Annotated in this window: 18 protein-coding genes; 16 read left to right on the forward strand and 2 right to left on the reverse strand. The window is 63.8% G+C overall.

Translation table 11 applies throughout. The features are described from left to right. Positions 1 to 49: 49 nt before the first annotated feature. From JLK41_RS02785 to JLK41_RS02850, 14 genes are all read left to right on the forward strand, one after another. On the forward strand, positions 50 to 973 hold the full coding sequence (locus tag JLK41_RS02785; RefSeq protein ID WP_037054925.1) for a branched-chain amino acid transaminase: 924 nt from the start codon (positions 50 to 52) through the stop codon (positions 971 to 973). Between the two features lie 61 nt (positions 974 to 1034). After that, entirely contained in the window at positions 1035 to 2078 is a 1044-nt protein-coding gene (gene waaF / locus JLK41_RS02790) for a lipopolysaccharide heptosyltransferase II (RefSeq protein WP_210390295.1), read from the forward strand. Between the two features lie 2 nt (positions 2079 to 2080). Continuing rightward, positions 2081 to 3085: a lipopolysaccharide heptosyltransferase I gene (waaC, locus tag JLK41_RS02795; protein ID WP_210390296.1), complete on the forward strand. Its 1005-nt coding sequence runs from the start codon at positions 2081 to 2083 to the stop codon at positions 3083 to 3085. Between the two features lie 9 nt (positions 3086 to 3094). Continuing rightward, on the forward strand, positions 3095 to 4219 hold the full coding sequence (locus tag JLK41_RS02800) for a glycosyltransferase family 4 protein (RefSeq protein ID WP_210390297.1): 1125 nt from the start codon (positions 3095 to 3097) through the stop codon (positions 4217 to 4219). Further along, positions 4216 to 5022: a lipopolysaccharide core heptose(I) kinase RfaP gene (rfaP, locus tag JLK41_RS02805; RefSeq protein WP_210390298.1), complete on the forward strand. Its 807-nt coding sequence runs from the start codon at positions 4216 to 4218 to the stop codon at positions 5020 to 5022. The genes JLK41_RS02800 and rfaP overlap by 4 nt, the downstream gene beginning before the upstream one ends. Continuing rightward, positions 5022 to 5756, forward strand: coding sequence for a lipopolysaccharide kinase InaA family protein (locus tag JLK41_RS02810; RefSeq protein WP_150607838.1), 735 nt, complete (start codon positions 5022 to 5024; stop codon positions 5754 to 5756). The genes rfaP and JLK41_RS02810 overlap by 1 nt, the downstream gene beginning before the upstream one ends. Next, positions 5753 to 6496: a lipopolysaccharide kinase InaA family protein gene (locus JLK41_RS02815; RefSeq protein ID WP_150607840.1), complete on the forward strand. Its 744-nt coding sequence runs from the start codon at positions 5753 to 5755 to the stop codon at positions 6494 to 6496. The genes JLK41_RS02810 and JLK41_RS02815 overlap by 4 nt, the downstream gene beginning before the upstream one ends. Beyond that, positions 6496 to 7941 carry a lipopolysaccharide kinase InaA family protein gene (locus JLK41_RS02820; protein WP_210390299.1) on the forward strand — a complete coding sequence of 482 codons (1446 nt, stop codon included), beginning with the start codon at positions 6496 to 6498 and terminating at the stop codon, positions 7939 to 7941. Before JLK41_RS02815 ends, JLK41_RS02820 begins: the two co-directional genes overlap by 1 nt. Before the next feature lie 12 nt (positions 7942 to 7953). Then, positions 7954 to 9708, forward strand: coding sequence for a carbamoyltransferase family protein (locus JLK41_RS02825; RefSeq protein ID WP_210390300.1), 1755 nt, complete (start codon positions 7954 to 7956; stop codon positions 9706 to 9708). Next, entirely contained in the window at positions 9695 to 10816 is a 1122-nt protein-coding gene (locus JLK41_RS02830; protein ID WP_210390301.1) for a glycosyltransferase, read from the forward strand. The genes JLK41_RS02825 and JLK41_RS02830 overlap by 14 nt, the downstream gene beginning before the upstream one ends. A 23-nt stretch (positions 10817 to 10839) precedes the next feature. After that, positions 10840 to 11718, forward strand: a complete 879-nt coding sequence (locus JLK41_RS02835) for a DUF6625 family protein (protein WP_210390302.1) — start codon at positions 10840 to 10842, stop codon at positions 11716 to 11718. A gap of 2 nt (positions 11719 to 11720) precedes the next feature. Continuing rightward, positions 11721 to 12866, forward strand: coding sequence for a glycosyltransferase (locus JLK41_RS02840; RefSeq protein ID WP_047588247.1), 1146 nt, complete (start codon positions 11721 to 11723; stop codon positions 12864 to 12866). Then, complete coding sequence (locus tag JLK41_RS02845; protein WP_179553313.1) at positions 12863 to 13741, forward strand: glycosyltransferase; 879 nt, start codon at positions 12863 to 12865, stop codon at positions 13739 to 13741. The genes JLK41_RS02840 and JLK41_RS02845 overlap by 4 nt, the downstream gene beginning before the upstream one ends. A gap of 5 nt (positions 13742 to 13746) precedes the next feature. Next, positions 13747 to 14370 carry a CatB-related O-acetyltransferase gene (locus tag JLK41_RS02850; protein WP_047588243.1) on the forward strand — a complete coding sequence of 208 codons (624 nt, stop codon included), beginning with the start codon at positions 13747 to 13749 and terminating at the stop codon, positions 14368 to 14370. A gap of 29 nt (positions 14371 to 14399) precedes the next feature. Here the strand turns inward: JLK41_RS02850 and JLK41_RS02855 are convergent, their stop codons facing one another. Continuing rightward, positions 14400 to 15050, reverse strand: coding sequence for a BUD32 family EKC/KEOPS complex subunit (locus JLK41_RS02855; protein WP_052178294.1), 651 nt, complete (start codon positions 15048 to 15050; stop codon positions 14400 to 14402). Further along, positions 15050 to 16231 (reverse strand): O-antigen ligase family protein, encoded by a 1182-nt coding sequence (locus tag JLK41_RS02860; protein ID WP_052178292.1) that lies wholly within the window; start codon positions 16229 to 16231, stop codon positions 15050 to 15052. Before JLK41_RS02860 ends, JLK41_RS02855 begins: the two co-directional genes overlap by 1 nt. 129 nt (positions 16232 to 16360) lie before the next feature. Here JLK41_RS02860 and msbA point away from each other — a divergent pair, with 129 nt between their 5' ends. After that, positions 16361 to 18202 (forward strand): lipid A export permease/ATP-binding protein MsbA, encoded by a 1842-nt coding sequence (msbA, locus tag JLK41_RS02865; RefSeq protein WP_210390303.1) that lies wholly within the window; start codon positions 16361 to 16363, stop codon positions 18200 to 18202. Continuing rightward, positions 18202 to 19098 (forward strand): GNAT family N-acetyltransferase, encoded by an 897-nt coding sequence (locus tag JLK41_RS02870; RefSeq protein ID WP_210390304.1) that lies wholly within the window; start codon positions 18202 to 18204, stop codon positions 19096 to 19098. Before msbA ends, JLK41_RS02870 begins: the two co-directional genes overlap by 1 nt. The last annotated feature ends 1 nt before the right edge of the window (position 19099 follow it).

The following is a 19099-nucleotide window of genomic DNA, read 5'->3' on the forward strand; positions in this document are numbered from 1 at the left end:
AGGGCCGTACGAATGATCGAACCGCGAAGCGAATTGAGGAGCAGGCAAGATGTCGATGTCCGACCGTGATGGCGTGATCTGGTACGACGGTGAACTGGTACCGTGGCGCGAAGCGACTACCCATGTGCTGACCCATACCCTGCACTACGGCATGGGTGTGTTCGAGGGCGTGCGCGCCTACAACACGCCGGACGGCACCTCGATCTTCCGCCTGCAGGCGCACACCGATCGCCTGTTCGACTCCGCGCACATCTTCAACATGCAGATCCCCTTCTCCAAGGAAGAGATCAACGAGGCGCAGCGCGCCGCCGTGCGTGAGAATGGCCTGGAAAGCGCCTACCTGCGCCCGATGGTGTTCTTCGGCAGCGAAGGCATGGGCCTGCGTGCCGCCGGCCTGAAGGTGCACGTGATCGTCGCCGCCTGGCACTGGGGCGCCTACATGGGCGAAGAAGCCCTGCAGACCGGTATCAAGGTGCGCACCAGCTCCTACACCCGTCACCACGTCAACATCTCCATGACCCGCGCCAAGGCCAACGGCAACTACATCAACTCGATGCTGGCCCTGCAGGAAGCGATTTCCGGCGGCGCCGACGAGGCCATGCTGCTGGACCCGGAAGGCTACGTGGCCGAGGGTTCGGGCGAGAACATCTTCCTGGTCAAGGATGGTGTGGTGTACACCCCGGAGGTGACCTCCTGCCTCAACGGCATCACCCGCAACACCATCCTCACCCTGGCCGACGAGCTGGGTATCAAGGTGGTCGAGAAGCGCATCACCCGTGACGAGGTGTACATCTGCGACGAGGCCTTCTTCACTGGCACCGCCGCCGAAGTCACGCCGATCCGCGAAGTGGATGGCCGTCAGATCGGTATCGGCCGTCGTGGCCCGGTTACCGAAAAACTGCAGAAAGCCTATTTCGACCTGGTAACCGGCAAGACCAGTGCGCACGCCGAGTGGCGTACGCGGGTCAAGTAAGCCGGTCATCTGGGCTATGACGGGGAGGCGCTGAGCCTCCCCGGTCGTTTCTGGAAAGGATATGAAGATACTGATCGTTGGGCCCAGTTGGGTGGGCGACATGGTGATGGCGCAGACGCTGTTCCAGTGCCTGAAGCAGCGTCATCCCGCATGCGAGATCGACGTGCTGGCGCCGGACTGGAGCCGGCCCATACTCGAGCGCATGCCCGAGGTGCGTGCGGCGCTGAGCCTGCCGCTGGGCCATGGCGTGCTCGATCTGGGCGCGCGTCGACGCATCGGCAAGTCGCTGGCCGGTCAGTACGACCAGGCCATTCTGCTGCCCAATTCGCTGAAGTCCGCCCTGGTGCCCTGGTTCGCCGGCATCGCCAAACGCACGGGCTGGAAGGGCGAGATGCGCTATGGCCTGCTCAACGATATCCGCACGCTGGACAAGGCGCGCTATCCGCTGATGATCGAGCGCTTCATGGCGCTGGCCTTCGAGCCCGGCGCCGAGCTGCCGCAGCCCTATCCGCCGCCACGCCTGGTGATCGACGAGGCCAGCCGTGGCGAGGCGCTGGCCAAGTTCGGTCTGCAGCTGGATCGTCCGGTGCTGGCGCTGTGCCCTGGCGCCGAGTTCGGCGAGGCCAAGCGCTGGCCGGCGGAGCACTACGCCAAGGTCGCCGAGGTCAAGATCCGCCAGGGCTGGCAGGTCTGGCTGTTCGGTTCGAAGAACGACCATGCCGGTGGCGAAGACATCCGCATGCGCCTGATCCCCGGGCTGCGCGAGGAAGTCAGCAACCTCTCCGGGCAGACCAGCCTGGCCGAGGCCATCGACCTGATGTCCGCCGCCACCGCCGTGGTGTCCAACGACTCCGGGTTGATGCATGTGGCCGCGGCACTGAATCGCCCGCTGGTGGCCGTCTACGGTTCCACCTCGCCAGGCTTCACCCCGCCCCTGGCCGATCGTGTCGAGATCGTCCGCCTGGGCCTGGAATGCAGCCCCTGCTTCGAACGTACCTGCCGTTACGGGCACTACAACTGCCTGCGCGAACTCAAGCCGCGCCCGGTGATCGAGGCGCTGGATCGATTGGTCGGTGAAACCCTGACCCTGGTCGAGGGCGACTGATCTTGCGGGTACTGATCATCAAGACGTCGTCGCTGGGCGACGTGGTACACACCCTGCCGGCGCTGACCGATGCGGCTCGCGCCATCCCCGGTATCCGCTTCGACTGGGTCGTGGAAGAAGGCTTCGCCGAGATTCCTGCCTGGCATCCGGCCGTGGCCCAGGTGATTCCGGTGGCCATCCGCCGCTGGCGCAAGCACCCGTTGCGCACCTGGCGCAGTGGCGAGTGGACACGCTTCAAGCAGCGCCTGCGCGAGACCCGCTACGACCTGGTGATCGACGCCCAAGGGCTGCTCAAGAGCGCCTGGCTGACACGCTATGTGCAGGCCCCCGTGGCCGGGCTGGATCGTGATTCGGCGCGGGAGCCGTTGGCCAGCCGCTTCTACGATCGTCGCTACGCGGTAGCCAAGGAGCAGCATGCCCTGGAACGAGTGCGCCAGCTGTTCGCCAAGGCGCTGGGTTATGCACTGCCATCGGGCAGCGCTGACTACGGCCTCGACCGAGCGGCACTGATGGACGCTGCGGCGCCGCCCTATCTGGTGTTTCTCCACGGTACCACCTGGGCCAGCAAGCATTGGCCTGAGGCCGACTGGCGCGCGCTGGCCGAACGCATGGACGAACTGGGCTGGGCGGTGCGCCTGCCCTGGGGCAGCGAGGCCGAGAAGGCGCGTGCCGAGCGCATCGCCGCCGGGCTCGCGCATGCGGCCGTGCTGCCGAAGCTGAACCTGGCCGGAGTGGCCAAGGTGATCGCCGGGGCCAGTGCCTGCGTGTCCGTCGACACCGGGCTGGGCCACCTGGCGGCGGCGCTGGATGTGCCCAACATTTCCCTTTACGGGCCGACCTTGCCGGGCAAGGTCGGCGCCTATGGCCGTGGCCAGATTCATCTGTGTGCCAGTGGCCCGGGCGCGGGCAGCGGTGATCGCGACAAGCCCTGCTTCGACGGCCTGGGCGCCGAGCGTGTCGGCCTGGAACTGGAGGCACTGCTGCTGGCGCCTCCTGGCACCCTTTAAGGAGCGGCTATGCAGCTGGCCTTCGTTCTCTACAAGTATTTCCCGTTCGGCGGGCTTCAGCGTGACTTCATGCGCATCGCCCTGGAGTGCCAGGCGCGCGGCCACGCCATTCGTGTCTACACCCCGATCTGGGAAGGCGACACTCCCGCAGGCTTCGACGTGCGCGTGGCGCCGGTGCGGGCACTGTTCAATCACCGTCGCAACGAGAAGTTCAGCGCCTGGTTGCAGGCCGACCTGGCGCGTGATCCGGTCGACCGGGTGATCGGTTTCAACAAGATGCCGGGGCTGGACGTCTACTACGCCGCCGATGGTTGCTTCGAGGACAAGGCGCAGACCCTGCGCAATCCGATCTACCGGCGCTGGGGGCGCTACAAGCACTTCGCCGACTACGAACGCGCGGTATTCGCGCCGGAGTCGAAGACCGAGATTCTGATGATCTCGGAGGTGCAGCAGCCCCTGTTCATCAAGCACTACAAGACTCCGCTGCAGCGTTTCCACCTGCTGCCACCCGGTATTGCCCAGGATCGCCGGGCGCCGGCGAACGCCGCCGAGATGCGTGCGGACTTCCGCCGCGAGTTTCAGCTGGGCGACGACGACCTGCTGCTGGTGCAGATCGGTTCGGGGTTCAAGACCAAGGGCCTGGACCGCAGCCTCAAGGCGCTGGCCGCGCTGCCGCGGGAGCTGCGCAAGCGCACCCGGCTGATCGCCATCGGCCAGGACGACCCCAGGCCCTTCCTGCTGCAGGTGAAGGCCCTGGGCCTGTCCGACCAGGTGCAGATACTCAAGGGACGCAGCGACATCCCGCGCTTCCTGCTCGGTGCCGACCTGCTGATCCATCCGGCCTACAACGAGAACACCGGCACCGTGCTGCTGGAGGCGCTGGTTTCCGGTCTGCCGGTGCTGGTCACCGATGTCTGTGGCTACGCCCACTACATCGCCGAGGCCGATTGCGGGCGGGTGCTGCCCAGCCCCTTCGAGCAGGAACGCCTCAATCGCACCCTGGCCGACATGCTGGCCGACCCCGAGCGCCGCGCGTTCTGGGGGCGCAACGGCCTGGCCTATGCCGACAGTGCCGACCTCTATTCCATGCCGCAGAAGGCTGCGGATGTGATCCTGGCCCCGAGGTACCCGTGAAGCTGATTCTCGCCGAACCCTTCAAGCGCCTGTGGGCGAACCGTGACGCCTTCGCTGCCGTCGAGGCGCTGCAGGGGCAGGTCTACCGCGAGCTGGAGGGGCGCCGTACGCTGCGCACCGAAGTCGACGGCCGCGGTTATTTCGTCAAGATTCATCGCGGCATCGGTTGGGGCGAGATCGTCAAGAACCTGCTGACCGCCAAGGCCCCCGTACTGGGCGCCGCTCAGGAGTGGCAGGCGATCCAGCGCCTCGGCGAAGCCGGCGTGGCGACCATGACGGCGGTGGCCTACGGTGAGCGCGGCAGCAACCCGGCGCGCCAGCACTCGTTCATCATCACCGAGGAGCTGGCGCCGACCGTGGATCTGGAGCAGCTCAGCCTCAACTGGGCGCAGCAGCCACCCCGGCCCGAACTCAAGTGGGCGCTGATCCGTGAAGTGGCGCAGATGACCGGTACCATGCACCGTGCCGGGGTCAATCACCGCGACTGCTATATCTGCCACTTCCTGTTGCACACCGACCGGCCGATCCAGGCGGGTGACCTGCGCCTGTCGGTCATCGACCTGCATCGTGCCCAGGTGCGCGAGCGAACCCCGCGCCGCTGGCGCGACAAGGACCTGGCTGCCCTGTATTTCTCGGCTCTGGACATCGGCCTGACCAGCCGCGACAAGCTGCGCTTCCTGCGCACATACTTCCAGCGCCCGCTGCGCCAGGTGCTGCGCGACGAAGCGCGCCTGCTCGCCTGGCTGGAGCGCAAGGCGGCGAAACTGTATGAGCGCAAGCAGCGCTATGGAGATGCCCTCTGATGGCTGGCTGGAACCTGGCAACGGACTATCAGGGCCTGTCCAAGGACTTCGGTTCGTTGGCGGCGGTGTTCGCGATCGAGGGGGAGCGACTGACCAAGGACCCTCTGTCCGAGGTCGTGCGGATCGAGCGTGAAGGTGTGCGTTTCTACGTCAAGCGTTACTGGGGCGCAGGCAAGGGCCTGCGCCGTTATCTCGGCCGGCCCAGGGTCAAGGCGGAGTGGCAGAACCTCAAGCTCTTCGCCAAGTGGGGCATTCCCACGGCGCCGATCGTCGCGCATGGCCTGGAGCGCAACGCCGGCGCGTTCGTGCGCGGCGCGCTGGTCACCCGGGAGCTGGAGAACACCCAGGACCTCGCGCTGATGGCCAAGCAGGGTGACTCGCGGCTGCAGGATGGCGCCTGGGTCAGGGAGGTCAGCCGGCAGCTGGCGGCCAGTACCCGGGTGATGCACGATCACCACTTCACCCACAATGACCTGAAGTGGCGCAACCTGCTGGTCAACGAGAAGGCCGAGCTGTTCTTCATCGACTGTCCCACCGGCAGCTTCTGGTGGGGGCCCCTGTTGCGCTATCGCATCGTCAAGGACCTGGCCTGCCTCGACAAGGTGGCCAAGCGCGTGCTGTCGCGAACGCAGCGCCTGCGTTTCTATCTGCAGTATCGTGGCCGTGACCGCCTCGGCGCACGCGACAAGCGGCGCCTGCGTCAGGTGCTGAAATTTTTCGAGGGTAGGGAATGACGGATTTCGTCTCGCAGCAGGATCGCGCGCTGCTCGAGCAGCATGGTCTGGCCAGTTTCGATGCGCTCTGGGCGTTGAAGCTGGAGGCCGTGGATGAACCGAATACCGAGCGGGGCGGCTGGAGCAGCGTCTATCGGCTGGACCTGGGTGAGCGGGCGTTCTACCTCAAGCGGCAGAGCAACCACCTGACGCGCAGCGTCCTGCATCCATGGGGAGAGCCGACCTTCGCCCGTGAGTTCCGCAACATCCGTCGTTACGCCGAGCTGGCGATTCCGGCGTTGCAGGCCGCCTTCTTCGGCGAGCGGCGCATGCCCGGCGAGCGCCGCGCGATCCTGCTGACGCGTGCGCTGGACGGCTGGCAGGATCTGGACAGCTGGCTGGCGCAATGGCCGACGCTGGGTGCGGCGCAGCAGAATGCGATCCTACGGGCCACGGGCGACCTGGCGGGCGTCCTGCACCGGGCAGGGCAGATGCATGGCTGCTTCTACCCCAAGCACATCTTCCTGCGTGAGCAGGGGGGCGGTTTCGATGCGCAACTGATCGATCTGGAGAAGACCCGCCCGTTGCTTTTCGGCCGCCGCGACCGGATCAAGGACCTGGAACCGCTGCTGCGTCGTGCGAGCGTCTGGAGCGAGGCGAACGTCCGCACCCTGCTGGCGGCGTACCTGGGCCACAGTGACAGCGTCGACACCTGGTGGCATCAGCTGGAAGCGCGCAAGCGCTACAAGGAGGCACGCTGATGTCGCTGCGGGACCTGAGCCAGGCTGGACGCACGCCGGCACTGCCGCTGCAGGTGCAGATGGCCGATACCACCGTGCAGGTGAGCGAGTGGTTGCGGGTGCTGCCGGGCCAGCGTTACGTGGGCGTGGCCACCTGGCAAGGGCGCGAGGTGCTGGCCAAGCTGCTGGTTGGTGGTCGCGCGCAGCGCCACTATCAGCGCGAGCTGGATGGCGCCCGCCTGCTGGCCGGGCAGGGGCTGCCGACGCCGGCGCTGCTGGCGCATGGCTTCGTCGAGGGGCAGGGCGGCTGGTTGCTGTTCGAGTATCTCTCGGGGGCGCAAAGCCTGTGGTCGGCCTGGCAGGCCGTCGCCGCCGAACCGGTGCTTACGGATGCGCAGCAGGCGGTGCTGGGGGAGGCGCTGGCGACGGTCGGCAGCCTGCATGCGCAAGGCCTGTGGCAGGCCGACCTGCATCTGGACAACCTGTTGCGCCATGACGGCAGCCTGTACCTGATCGACGGCGGCGGGGTGTGCGCCGAGACGCCGGGCCAGCCGCTGTCGCGGGCGCGTGTGCTGGAGAACCTGGGAGTGTTCTTCGCCCAGTTGCCGGCCGAGCTGGAGCCCTGCCTCGAGGAGCTGCTGATCCATTACCTGCTGGCCAATGGCGAACACGCGCTGCCGCTGGAGATGCTCCAGGCCGAGGTGGCCAAGGTGCGCCGCTGGCGCCTGCGTGACTACCTGAGAAAGGCGGCGCGTGAGTGCAGCCTGTTCACCGCGCGGATTGGCGCCTTCGGCCTGCGCGTGCTGCGCCGTGAGGCCGAGCCGGCCCTGCGACCGCTGCTGGCCGAGCTGGATGCACGCATCGAGGGCGGGCATATCTACAAGACGGGGGGCGCGGCCACGGTGGCGCGCGTCGATGTCGATGGCAGGCCGCTGGTGGTCAAGCGCTACAACGTGAAGAACCTGCTGCACTGGTTCAAGCGCTTCTGGCGTCCGAGCCGTGCCTGGCACAGCTGGCGCGAGGGCAATCGCCTGCAGTTGCTGGGCATCGTCACGCCGACGCCGCTGGCGGTGATCGAGCAGCGCTGGTGCTGGCTGCGTGGACGTGCGTACCTGATTACCGACTATTGTGGTGGGCAGGATATAATCGCGCGTTTCGAGGCATATCAGCAGGCAACACCCCCGGAGATCGAGCTGCTGGCGCTGGATCGACTGTTCGCGGCGATGCAGCGTGAACGCATCAGTCACGGTGACTTCAAGGGGCACAACCTGTTCTGGGATGAGGTGCAGGGCGCCTGGTCGCTGATCGATCTGGACGCCATGCGGCAACATCGCAGTGCGCGCAGCTTCGCCCGGGCCTATGCCCGCGACCGCGCCCGTTTCCTGCGCAACTGGCCGGCGGACTCCGCCTTGCACCAGTTGCTCGACCAACGTTTACCGCAGGTGCCCGGCACCTGCACGAATTAGAGGCTCAAACCTGTGGCATTGACCATTCTCGGCCTGTCCGGCGCCCTCAGTCACGACCCCTCCGCCGCGCTATACATCGACGGCAAACTGATCGCGGCGGTGGAAGAGGAGCGCTTCGTGCGCGACAAGCATGCGAAGAACCGCATGCCCTACGAGTCGGCCAAGTTCTGCCTGGAACAGGCGGGTATCAAGCCCTCTGACGTCGATGTGGTGGCCATTCCCTTCGCCCCCATCAGCATCTTCGAGAAGGCTCGCTGGCAGTACGCCAAGCGCTACGCCTACGCGCCGGATCGCGCCCTCGATGCGATCCTGTTCGGCAATCGCCGCTACAAACGCTACAAGAAGCGTATCGAGTGGTGCCTGGTGCAGCTCGGCTTCGACCTGAAGAAGGTCAAGATCGAGCCGGTCGAGCACCACCTGGCGCACGCCTCCAGTGCCTATCACTGCTCGGGTTTCACGGAAAAGACCGCGATCCTCGGCATCGATGGCAAGGGCGAGTACGCCACCACCTTCTTCGGCTACGGCGAGAGCGGCAAGATCCACAAGATCAAGGAGTTCTTCGATCCGGACTCGCTCGGCGGCCTGTATGGCGCGATCACCGAATACCTCGGTTTCGAGATGCTCGACGGCGAGTTCAAGGTCATGGGCATGGCGCCCTACGGCGATGCCGCCAAGTACGATTTCTCGCGCCTGGCCAAGTTCGAGAACGGCGAGCTGATCATCAACACCGAGTACGCCAACGTCATCGGTTTCCGCCGCTACAAGGAAAACGGCAAGGGCTACTACTTCTCGCCCAAGCTGATCGAGTGGCTCGGGCCGAAGCGTGAGGGCGACATCGCCGACGACCCCTACATCCATTATGCCGCCAGCATGCAGGCGCTGTTCGAGAAGCTGGCGCTGCAGATGATGGAGCACTACCTCGGCGACATCCTCAAGGAAACCGGCAAGATCGCCTTCGCCGGTGGCTGCGCGCTGAACGTCAAGCTGAACCAGAAGATCATCGCCCGCGACGACGTCAAGGAGCTGTTTGTGCAGCCGGCTTCCGGCGACGCGGGGACCGCCGTCGGTGCGGCAGCTTACGTGTCGAACCAGCGTGGCGTGCCGGTGGAGAAGATGGAGCACGTCTACCTCGGCCCCTCCTATTCCAACGAAGACGTCATCGCCGCCTGCGCCAGGCACCCGCACCAGCCGGTATTCAAGCGCATCGACAACACCCCGGAGCGCATCGCCCGGATCATGGTCGACGGCAACCCGGTGGCCTGGTTCCAGGGCCGTATGGAGTTCGGTCCGCGCGCCCTCGGCGGGCGTTCGATCATCGGCTGCCCGAGCGTGCCGGGCGTGGCTGACCGCATCAACGAGCAGATCAAGTTCCGCGAGCGCTGGAGACCCTTCTGCCCGTCGATGCTCGACAGCGTGGCGGCGAAGATGCTCAAGGTCGATCACCCGAGCCCGTTCATGACCTTCACCTTCGAGGTCAACGACGAGTGGAAGGAGCGTGTGGGTGAAGTGGTGCACGAGGACGGTACCTCGCGTGCCCAGGTGCTGGAGCGCCAGTACAACCCGCGCTGGTACGACCTGATGCTGGAGCTGGAGAAGCTCACCGGCAACGGTGTATCGCTGAACACCTCGCTCAACCGTCGCGGCGAGCCGATGATCTGCTCGCCGACCGATGCCCTGAACATGTTCTACGGCTCGGACCTGCAGTACCTGATCATGGAAGACATCCTCGTGGTCAAGGACGGCAAGGACTGGTATGACGGCGTCTGAACAGGCCCCGGGCCCGGCGCAGCGCTGGGTCCTGCAGTTCTGTCACGGCTATGACGGCCCGTTTCTGGATTGCGCGCGGCAATACGCGGTGCTGTTCAAGGGCACGCCGTACAAGGTCTGCACCGTCTACCTGACCGGCGCGCCTTCGGCCGAGGTCGAGCGCGGCTCGGCCTCCGACGAGGTGATCTTCCTCGACTATTCCAGCGCGCAGGTCCGTGGTCTCAAGTTGGGGGCGATCCGTGATTTCCGCCGCATCGCGGCCTCGCGCGACTTCGTCCTGTGCATCGCGCACCGCTTCAAGCCGATCTACGTCGCGCTGCTGGGCAGTGCGTTGCCGGTGATCGGCGTGCACCATGCGTTCGGCGACTACAAACGGCGCTCCCGGCAGCTGTTCGCCAACTGCTTGCGCAAGCGCCTGAGCCTGCTCGGCGTGTCCAACGCCGTACGCGACGACATGCGCGCCTGCCTGCCCTCCTGGCCAGCCGAGCGTATCGAGACCCTGTACAACCGCATCGACATCGCGGCCGTGCAGGCTGAACAGGTTTCCCGCGAGCAGGCTCGCGAGCATCTGGGTCTGCCGGCGGATGCCTGGGTGGTCGGCAACGTCGGCCGTCTGCATCCGGACAAGGATCAGGCCACGTTGATTCGCGGCTTCGCCCAGGCACTGCCGCAACTGCCGGCCGGCAGTTTGCTGGCGATCATGGGCAGTGGCCGGCTGGAGGCCCAGCTCAAGGCCCTGGCAGCCGAACTGGGTGTCAGCGATGCCGTGCGCTTTCTTGGCCAGGTGGCCAACGGCCGGCGCTATTTCAAGGCGTTCGACGTGTTCGCCCTGACCTCCGACCACGAGCCGTTCGGCATGGTGTTGCTGGAGGCGATGGCGGCTGGCGTACCGGTGATATGCAGCGACTGTGGTGGCGGGCGTGAGGTGGTGAGCGGCTCAGGGCTGTTGTTCCCCTTCGCCCAGGCAGATGCCTTGGCGGCCTGCTTCGTTGAGCTGGCCGTGACACGCTCAGGCCAGGATCGCGTGCCTGAGTGTCTGGAAACCTTCAGTGACCAGGCAGCGCGTGAACGTTTCAGAGCCTTGGGCTGGCTATCCTATGATCTATGACACTTTGATTGAGGTCTGGGACCGTGGCTGAAGCCCCGCGTATCTGTTTCTTGATTCCCTACTTTGGGCGTTGGCCGTTCTGGATGCCGCTGTTTCTCGAGAGTTGCAGGCGCAATCCGGACATCGACTGGCTGCTGTTCAGCGATTGTGGCCTCCCCGAAGGTCTGCCTGAAAATGTCAGAGTCGAACCGATTGATTATGCGAGCTATTGCGCGCAGGTATCGGCGCGCCTGGGGATCAACTTTGCGCCAGAGAATCCATACAAGCTTTGTGATCTGAAGCCGGCGCTGGGCTATGTCCATCAGGAACACTTGAAAGGCTACGACTTTTGGGCCTTCGGTGATCTCGACCTGATCTATGGACGTCTTCGCGAGTACTTCACGACGGCCAGGCTGGCGCGCTACGACCTCTATTCCACCCATGCTCGCAGAGTCTCCGGACATCTTTGCCTGATCCGTAACACAGACACGATGCGTCGGGCATTCATGCGCATGCCGCGCTGGCAGGAGCGCCTCACGGATCAGACACATCACGCGCTGGACGAGGGGGCGTTCAGCCGTCTGTTCCTGTGGCGCAAGAACTTCCCGGACCCGCTGTTCAAGCTCGTTGGGTTATTCAATCCATTGCGCAGGCGTAGCGAGTTCGTTGAAGCCTTCAGCACGCCTGACGGCTGTATTCCGTGGCTGGATGGCAGCTTCGACTTTCCACGCCGATGGTTCTGGAAGGAGGGGCAGCTGAGCAATGACCGTGACGCCGCGCGCGAGTTTCCGTATTTCCACTTCGCGATCTGGAAGCGAGGTACATGGTCGGGCCGCCCGCTGCCTGCTCCCTCTGCAATCGACGAGCTTGCTCGATGCCCAGCCTGGGTCGTGAGCGAAGATGGCTTTTCTCAATGGACATGAACATGAAGCGCCGGATCAAGGTTCTGCAGCTCCATCCGGACTACAACATCAAGTCGCAGGATTTTGCCGATCTGGGAGAGCAGATCTTTCACGCACTACCCAGCGAAAGGTTCGAGACCGTCAACGCATTCCTCCGTGGACGGCCTTCTGCTGGACAGCCAGTGAGCCGTGCGGAGCGTTCGGTCTATTTCGGTTTCACTGATGCGCAGCTCAAGGGCATGCGCGTTCGCGCCATGTGGCATCTGTATCGCTACTGCCGTCGCGAGCGTTTCGACGTGGTGATCTGTAACCGCTTCAAGCCGGTCAACATGATGTTGATGCTCAATCGCTGGCTGAAGATTCCACTGTGTATCGGCATCGCCCATGGTTTTGGCGAGTACGATCGAGCCTATCGGCGTAGACAGACTGCCGGGCTGGTCAGCGCTGCCTGGCGCTTCGTTGGCGTATCTCCGGCCGTCAAGCAGTACCTGCTGGATTGTCGCTGCGGGTTCACCGAGCAGAATACGGTCGCGATCACCAACGCAATCGACCTTGTTCAGGCTGAAGCGTTGCAGCTGTCGCGCGAGCAGGCCCGTGCCGAACTGGGGTTGTCGAGCGATGCACGGTTGATCGGTGCATTAGGGCGGCTTGTGCCGGTCAAGGGGCATGTCTACCTGGTTCAGGCATTTGCCCGCCTGGCGACGAAGCATCCGTCTGCGCAGCTCGCGATCATCGGTGCCGGGCGTGAGGAAAAGCGCCTTCAGCAGGAGATCGAGCGACTTGGGCTGCAAGGTCGGGTGCATCTGCTGGGTTTCCGGGAGAACGCATTGCGTTTTGTCCGTGCATTCGACATCTGGGCGATGCCGTCGCTGGCCGAGGGGCTGGGGTTGGCGCTGCTGGAAGGGATGAGCGGGCACCTGCCGGTGATTGCCAGTGATGTTCCAGCGATGAAACCGTTGATCGAAGGGGCGGGGGGGATCGCCGTCATGCCAGGTGACGTGGACTCTCTGGCCTCCGGCCTGGATACCTACCTGGCCTTGAGTGCGGCGCAATTGCGCGACAGGGGCGAGCAGTCGTACCGCTACCTGTCGGTGCATCACGATATCGATGTCTTCCGTCAGCAGTACCTGGATCTGATTGAGTCGTCGTTGCCTGAGGTGTTGGCATGAAAGAACCCGTGGTGACCGTTATCGTCGCCTCCTACAACCATGCGTCCTATATCGAACAGTGCATTCTCAGTGTGTTGCAGCAGACCTATCCGCACATCGAGCTGCTGGTCGTGGACGATGGTTCGACGGATGACAGTGTTCAGCGTATCGAGCGTTTGCAGGAGCAATATGGTTTCGATTTTCGTACGCAGAAGAACAAAGGACTGACGTGCACGCTGAATGAGGCGATTGCGCGGGCCAAAGGAAGTCTGATCGCACCGTTTGGCTCGGACGACATCATGTGTCCCGAGCGCATCGCCAAGCAGGTTGCCTACATGCAGGACAAGCCAGAAGTTGGCATCTGTGCGGGCAATATCGAGCTGATCGATTCCGGCGGCGAGCTTTTCCCCGAGGCGCGTCAGCGCCGGGATACTCCGTTCAGGCGCCTGGACTTCGATGATGTGTTCATGGAGCGCAAGCCTTACCCGCCGGCACCTACCTTGCTGTTTCGCAAGGAGGCACTGGAGAAGGTCGGTGGCTTCGATCCGCAGATTCGCCTGGAGGACCTGCTGATCGAGCTGAAGATTACCCATGCAGGCTATTACATCGACTGCCTGGGGGAAGTACTCGCGCAGTACCGCAAGCATGCCAGCAACTCGTCGAAGAACACGCCGTTCATGATCGACAGTATTCTTCGCACCTATGCGCTGTTTGCCGATCATCCGCAGTATGAATATGTCAGGACACGCTTTCTGAGTTCGATGTTTCTCAAGTGCTCCAACCGTGATCGGACATACGCCAGGCAGTTGTTGAAGCAGATTCCATTCCGACGCTGGAACAAGAAAACCTGGCGTGGCCTGGGAAGGCTGTTCTTTTCGCCGCTGGAGAAGCGCTGAGAACCATGGGCATCTGGGAGAGATTCCGCGAGCGCAGGGTCAAGCGAGCGATTCGCAAGCTACCGAAGCTCTACAGAGGGCAAGCTCGCTTTCTGCATCGCTATCCCGATTACTCCATTGGTGTCGGCAGCTATGGCCTGCCGATCGTTCATGACTGGCAGGAGGGAGCGACGCTGCGGATCGGCGCCTATACCTCCATTGCCGAACAGGTGGAGATCTTTCTCGGCGGGCACCACCGCAGCGACTGGGTCACGACCTACCCGTTCCCGGCAATGATTGATGAGGCGGCGGATGTTTCCGCTTATGCCTTCAGTCGCGGTGATGTCGTGATTGGCAGCGATGTATGGTTGTGCACCGGCGCAATGATTCTGTCTGGTGTATCGATTGGAGACGGCGCAGTGGTCGCTGCCGGGGCCGTGGTCAGTCGCGATGTGGAGCCCTATTCCATCGTCGCGGGGAATCCCGCCCGTCATGTCCGCTGGCGCTTCTCCGAAGACGAGCGACAGGCATTGTTGGCGGCTCGCTGGTGGGAGTGGCCGGAAGACGAGGTACGTCAGGTCAGTCGCCTGCTGTGTAGCGAGCGACTCGAAGCATTCCTGGCATATGCACGCGACCGGGGGGCGGCCTAGGTGGACATGGTCACGTCCAGCGTGGGCTGTTAAGGCTGCTGTGCTCTTGCGAGCAGGGCTTCGGCATGGCGAGGCTCCTCTGCCTGGTAGGCCTTCAGTAGCTCCTCCTGGTATTGCTCGAATAGCCAGTTGCTGTCCTGCGGATAGCGGCGCATATGCTTCAGGTTGCGCAGGCGCTTGTGCAGCGATAACGGGAAACGACCGATATGCATGTCGGCAATGTCGATCAGTGCCAGCTCGGCGTTCGGCAGGACCAGTACGTTGCCCAGATGGATAGAGCGAAAGTACACGCCCTTGCGGTGCAGCCTGGCCAGCAAATGGCCGAACTTGCCGATCAGCTGTTTGGCCAGTTCAGGTGCTGCCTGCTCCAGCCGGCTGCGCAGCGTATCGCCCGGTAGTGGCAGGTAATGAACTGCCGTGCCGTTGACGGGGTCATCGACGCGGTACACGCCGATGATCTGCGGGCAGGTGAAGCCCAGTCGTTGCAGCGTTGCCGCGTTGTCGGCAAAGCGCCTGGCGTAGGGCTTGAGCGTTTCGCTGGAGAAGTAACGGCGCTTGCGAAACAGCTTCAGGAAGCTGCCATCCTGCAGTCGCAATACCTTTGGGCCCAGACCGTCCTGTTCCAGAGTTGTCGCGTCAGCGGCCAGGCGGCTGAGGTCGGAAGCAGAGAGCTGTCGCATCAGGCCTTTTCCCTGAGTTTTCTACCGATATTGAGCGCAGTGACCATGGCGAGTGGTATCCAGGTCAGAAACCAGTGCTCTTTGGGCCGGGCCAGGATGCCCCCACCCTCGGCGAGTCCCGCGCCGATTCCGTATACGACCAGCGCGCCGACGATGATGAAGTCGGTATCCTGGCGATGTCTCCAGCAGGTCCAGAGCGCAAGCGCGTGCATCAATAGCCAGAGTGCTGCGCCTATGACTCCGGTGTAGTAGAGCACGCCGAGAAAGAGGTTGTGCGGCTCACTGAATGAGTAGCCGAGGCCGGGTACGGATATGCTCAGCGGTGCGTCGAATCCGTAGCCCAGCCACGGCTGGAGGACGATCTTGTCCAGGGCGAGCTGCCAGATTTCCGGGCGATACGATGTGCCGCGATTGAGCAGGCTTTCTGGAAAGAGCAATAGCAGTGCTGCAAGGCAGGCGGGCACGATGCCGGCGAGTAGCGCCGAGCGAGCGTTCCAGCAGCAGAGGATCAGCCAGATGGCCGCGAGCGCCGTGGCCAGGATGGGGGTGCGTGACCCGGTGGCGAGCAATGTCGCCAGCAACAGGGCCAGGGGGGACAGGGCCAGCAGGCTCTGTTTCGCGGGGGCGGTCATGACCCAGCCGAGCCAGATGATGCAGAAGAAACCGAACAGGTGCGAGCTGAGCAGCGGGTTCTGCAGTGCGTCGGTCCCGGTCAAGCGTGCGCCACTGGAGTAGCCCAGCACGAAGTCCACCAGGCCGTAGGCGGCGAACGCAATGATCAGCAGTGACGCCGCACGGATGACTTGAATGAAGCGCGAATAGTTCTGTTCCACCATCAGCGTGCAGGCGGTGAAGAGCATCGCGACATAGAGTGGGCGCTTGGCCAGGGAGCCGGCAGCGTCCTCGCTGCTGGACCAGGTAATGCTGAGCAGCGCCCATGCTGCGAAGACCAGGTACGCCAGTAGCGTGGGATCGCGGAAAAGGGGCGCGCAACGTCTGGGTTGCAGTATCAGCACCAGCAACGCCGGGGCTGCCATCAAGGCATAGAACAGCTTGTGATAAAGGCTTCGATCCTCCAGCCAGGCGAGGCTGGTCAACAGGCAGAAATACCCCAGAGGTAGCAGCCAGGTACTGATGAAATCTGACGTGCTACGCGGCCAAGTGCGAATGGCAGATGACATGCAGTGCATATTCCAGGATTGCGAATCGAGGGCGGGATTCTACGGGATACGCTCATATATTTCGCGCATCCTGTGTAGATCAGGCGCTGTGATAACATGCGGCCCCCGTTCTGGCCACGGCAGCTAACCATGACCGACACTTCTGGCGACTCGCCATCCAGCTCGAGCCTGAAGATCTATTTCCGCCTACTGAGCTATGTCAGGCCCTATATTGGTTTGTTTCTGCTCAGTATCGTCGGCTTTCTGATCTTCGCCTCGACTCAGCCGATGCTGGGCTACATTCTCAAGTACTTCGTCGACGGTCTGTCCAATCCGGAGGCGAGTCTGTTCGCGAAAGCCCCCTGGCTGCTCGAACATGCGCCCTGGCTGGCCCATCTCAAACTGCTGCAGGCCGTACCGCTGCTTATCGTGTTCATCGCGCTGTGGCAGGGCGTCGGGTCCTTTCTTGGCAACTACTATCTGGCCAAGGTCTCGATGGGACTGGTGCAGGACCTGCGGGTAGCCCTGTTCAACAATCTGTTGACGCTCCCCAATCGCTACTTCGATAGCCACAATTCGGGACACCTGATCTCGCGGATCACCTATAACGTCACCATGGTCACCGGTGCGGCCACCGATGCGATCAAGGTCGTGGTGCGCGAGGGGATGACGGTGATTTTCCTGTTCGCCACACTGCTGTGGATGAACTGGAAGCTGACCCTGGTCATGGTGGCGATCCTGCCCGTGATCGGTGTGATGGTGACCAGCACCAGCAAGAAGTTTCGCAAGCAGAGCAAGAAGATCCAGACCAGCATGGGCGACGTCACGCATGTGACGTCCGAAAGCATCCAGGGTTATCGCGTGGTGCGCAGCTTCGGTGGCGAGGACTACGAGAGAACGCGCTTTCTCGATGCCAGTGAAGAGAACAAACTCAAGCAACTGAAGATGGTCAAGACCAATGCGGTCTACACCCCGTCGCTGCAGTTGGTCATCTACAGTGCCATGGCCGTGCTGATGTTCCTGGTGCTGTTGCTGCGCGGTGATGCATCGGCTGGCGATCTGGTCGCATACATTACCCTGGCCGGCCTGCTGCCCAAGCCCATACGCCAGCTCTCCGAGGTCAGCTCGACCATCCAGCGTGGTGTGGCTGGCGCCGAGAGCATCTTCGAGCAGCTCGACGAGGAGCCCGAGGTCGATCATGGCACGCAGGCGCGTGAGCGTGTCAGCGGCCGGCTCGAGGTGCGTGACCTCAGCTTCAGTTATCCGGGCACCGAGAAACCGGTGCTGGAAAACATCTCCTTCGTCGCCGAGCCCGGGCAGATGGTGGCGCTGGTCGGCCGCTCCGGCAGCGGCAAGTCGACCCTGGCCAACCTGATTCCGCGCTTCTACCACCACGAGCAGGGGCAGATCCTGCTCGACGGCCTGGACGTCGAGGACTACACCCTGCGCAACCTGCGTCGGCACATCGCGCTGGTGACCCAGCACGTCACCCTGTTCAACGACACCGTGCGCAACAATATCGCCTATGGCGACCTGGCCGGTGCGCCGCTGGAGTCCGTGCGTCAGGCTGCAGGCGATGCCTATGCCGCCGAGTTCATCGAGAAGATGCCCCAGGGTTACGACACCCTGGTCGGCGAGAACGGCGTGCTGCTCTCCGGTGGCCAGCGTCAGCGCCTGGCCATTGCCCGCGCGCTGCTCAAGGATGCGCCACTGCTGATCCTCGACGAGGCCACGTCGGCGCTCGATACCGAATCCGAGCGGCATATCCAGGCCGCGCTGGATCAGGTGATGCAGGGTCGTACCACGCTGGTCATCGCGCACCGTCTGACCACCATCGAGAAGGCCGACCTGATCCTGGTGATGGATCAGGGGCAGATCGTCGAGCGAGGCAGTCACGCCGAACTGCTGGCGCAGAACGGCTATTACGCGCGTCTGCACGCCAAGCAGTTCGAAGAGGGCGATGCGGTCGCCACTGACGAGCACGACGCCTGATGTTGAGTCATCTGCAATTCTGGCGTGAACGGGGCTGGGCGCCGATTTCGGCAGCCGATTATGCCGACGCGTGGGCGCGTTTCGGCGGCAGCGTGGCGACGCATCCCGAGGTGGTGGCACGGCTGGCCGGACTGGCCGGTATCGCCGTGCGCTACCTGGGCTGGCAGGTCGATGGCCAGCTGCATGCGGCCATCGCCACCTGGGGGCGGCACCTGGCCCTGTCCAAGGATGTGCTGAAGCAACGCGGCAAGCGCGGCCTGTTCGATCTGGGCAATGCCGAAATCATCCTGCCGCTGGCGGCTGGCGCACAGGTCGCGCTGCGCCACCGTGCGCGCTACCTGTCCGAACTGAACGCCGCCGGGCTTCTCGGTGTCAGCGAGCAGCCCGAGGGCCTGGCGCTGGCGCGTGAGCCGGAGCAGTACAGCAAGAAATTCCGCTACAACCAGCGTCGCGAACAGCGCCTGCTGGAAGAGGCGGGCGGCGTGATCCGGCCGATGCTGGAACTGACCCCGCAGGAGCAGGCGCGCATCTACGCCGACCTGTTCCAGCGCCGCTGGGGCTTCGAAGCCACGGGCAAGGATCACCTGGCCGAGGTGTTCGGCCTGTTGCGCGAGTTCATGACCGGTTCGCTGATCTACCTGAATGACGAGCCGGTGGCGATCCAGGTGCTCTATCGCGTGGAGGCGCCGCAGTGGGTCAGCCTCGAGTACATCAACGGCGGGGTCGATCCGCAGCAGCGCGAGTTCAGCCCCGGTAGCGTGCTCAGCTTCGTCAACACGCAGCGCGAGTGGGAACAGGCGCGGGCGCTGGGTAAGCCGCTGCGCTACTCCTTCGGCCGCGCCGATCGCGAGTACAAGGACCGCTGGTGCAACCGGGTGCCGGTCTATCAGGTGTGAG

This window comes from Ectopseudomonas khazarica (assembly GCF_017915135.1).
GTDB lineage: Bacteria > Pseudomonadota > Gammaproteobacteria > Pseudomonadales > Pseudomonadaceae > Aquipseudomonas > Aquipseudomonas khazarica.

Coding starts and splice junctions, on each gene's coding strand:
- JLK41_RS02855 (WP_052178294.1), bottom strand. CDS start 15,050: ATGCGACAGCTCTCTGCTTCCGACCTCAGCCGCCTGGCCGCTGACGCG.
- JLK41_RS02845 (WP_179553313.1), top strand. CDS start 12,863: ATGAAAGAACCCGTGGTGACCGTTATCGTCGCCTCCTACAACCATGCG.
- JLK41_RS02830 (WP_210390301.1), top strand. CDS start 9,695: ATGACGGCGTCTGAACAGGCCCCGGGCCCGGCGCAGCGCTGGGTCCTG.
- JLK41_RS02800 (WP_210390297.1), top strand. CDS start 3,095: ATGCAGCTGGCCTTCGTTCTCTACAAGTATTTCCCGTTCGGCGGGCTT.
- waaF (WP_210390295.1), top strand. CDS start 1,035: ATGAAGATACTGATCGTTGGGCCCAGTTGGGTGGGCGACATGGTGATG.
- JLK41_RS02785 (WP_037054925.1), top strand. CDS start 50: ATGTCGATGTCCGACCGTGATGGCGTGATCTGGTACGACGGTGAACTG.
- JLK41_RS02810 (WP_150607838.1), top strand. CDS start 5,022: ATGGCTGGCTGGAACCTGGCAACGGACTATCAGGGCCTGTCCAAGGAC.
- JLK41_RS02815 (WP_150607840.1), top strand. CDS start 5,753: ATGACGGATTTCGTCTCGCAGCAGGATCGCGCGCTGCTCGAGCAGCAT.
- JLK41_RS02850 (WP_047588243.1), top strand. CDS start 13,747: ATGGGCATCTGGGAGAGATTCCGCGAGCGCAGGGTCAAGCGAGCGATT.
- JLK41_RS02870 (WP_210390304.1), top strand. CDS start 18,202: ATGTTGAGTCATCTGCAATTCTGGCGTGAACGGGGCTGGGCGCCGATT.
- msbA (WP_210390303.1), top strand. CDS start 16,361: ATGACCGACACTTCTGGCGACTCGCCATCCAGCTCGAGCCTGAAGATC.
- JLK41_RS02820 (WP_210390299.1), top strand. CDS start 6,496: ATGTCGCTGCGGGACCTGAGCCAGGCTGGACGCACGCCGGCACTGCCG.
- JLK41_RS02840 (WP_047588247.1), top strand. CDS start 11,721: ATGAAGCGCCGGATCAAGGTTCTGCAGCTCCATCCGGACTACAACATC.
- JLK41_RS02860 (WP_052178292.1), bottom strand. CDS start 16,231: ATGTCATCTGCCATTCGCACTTGGCCGCGTAGCACGTCAGATTTCATC.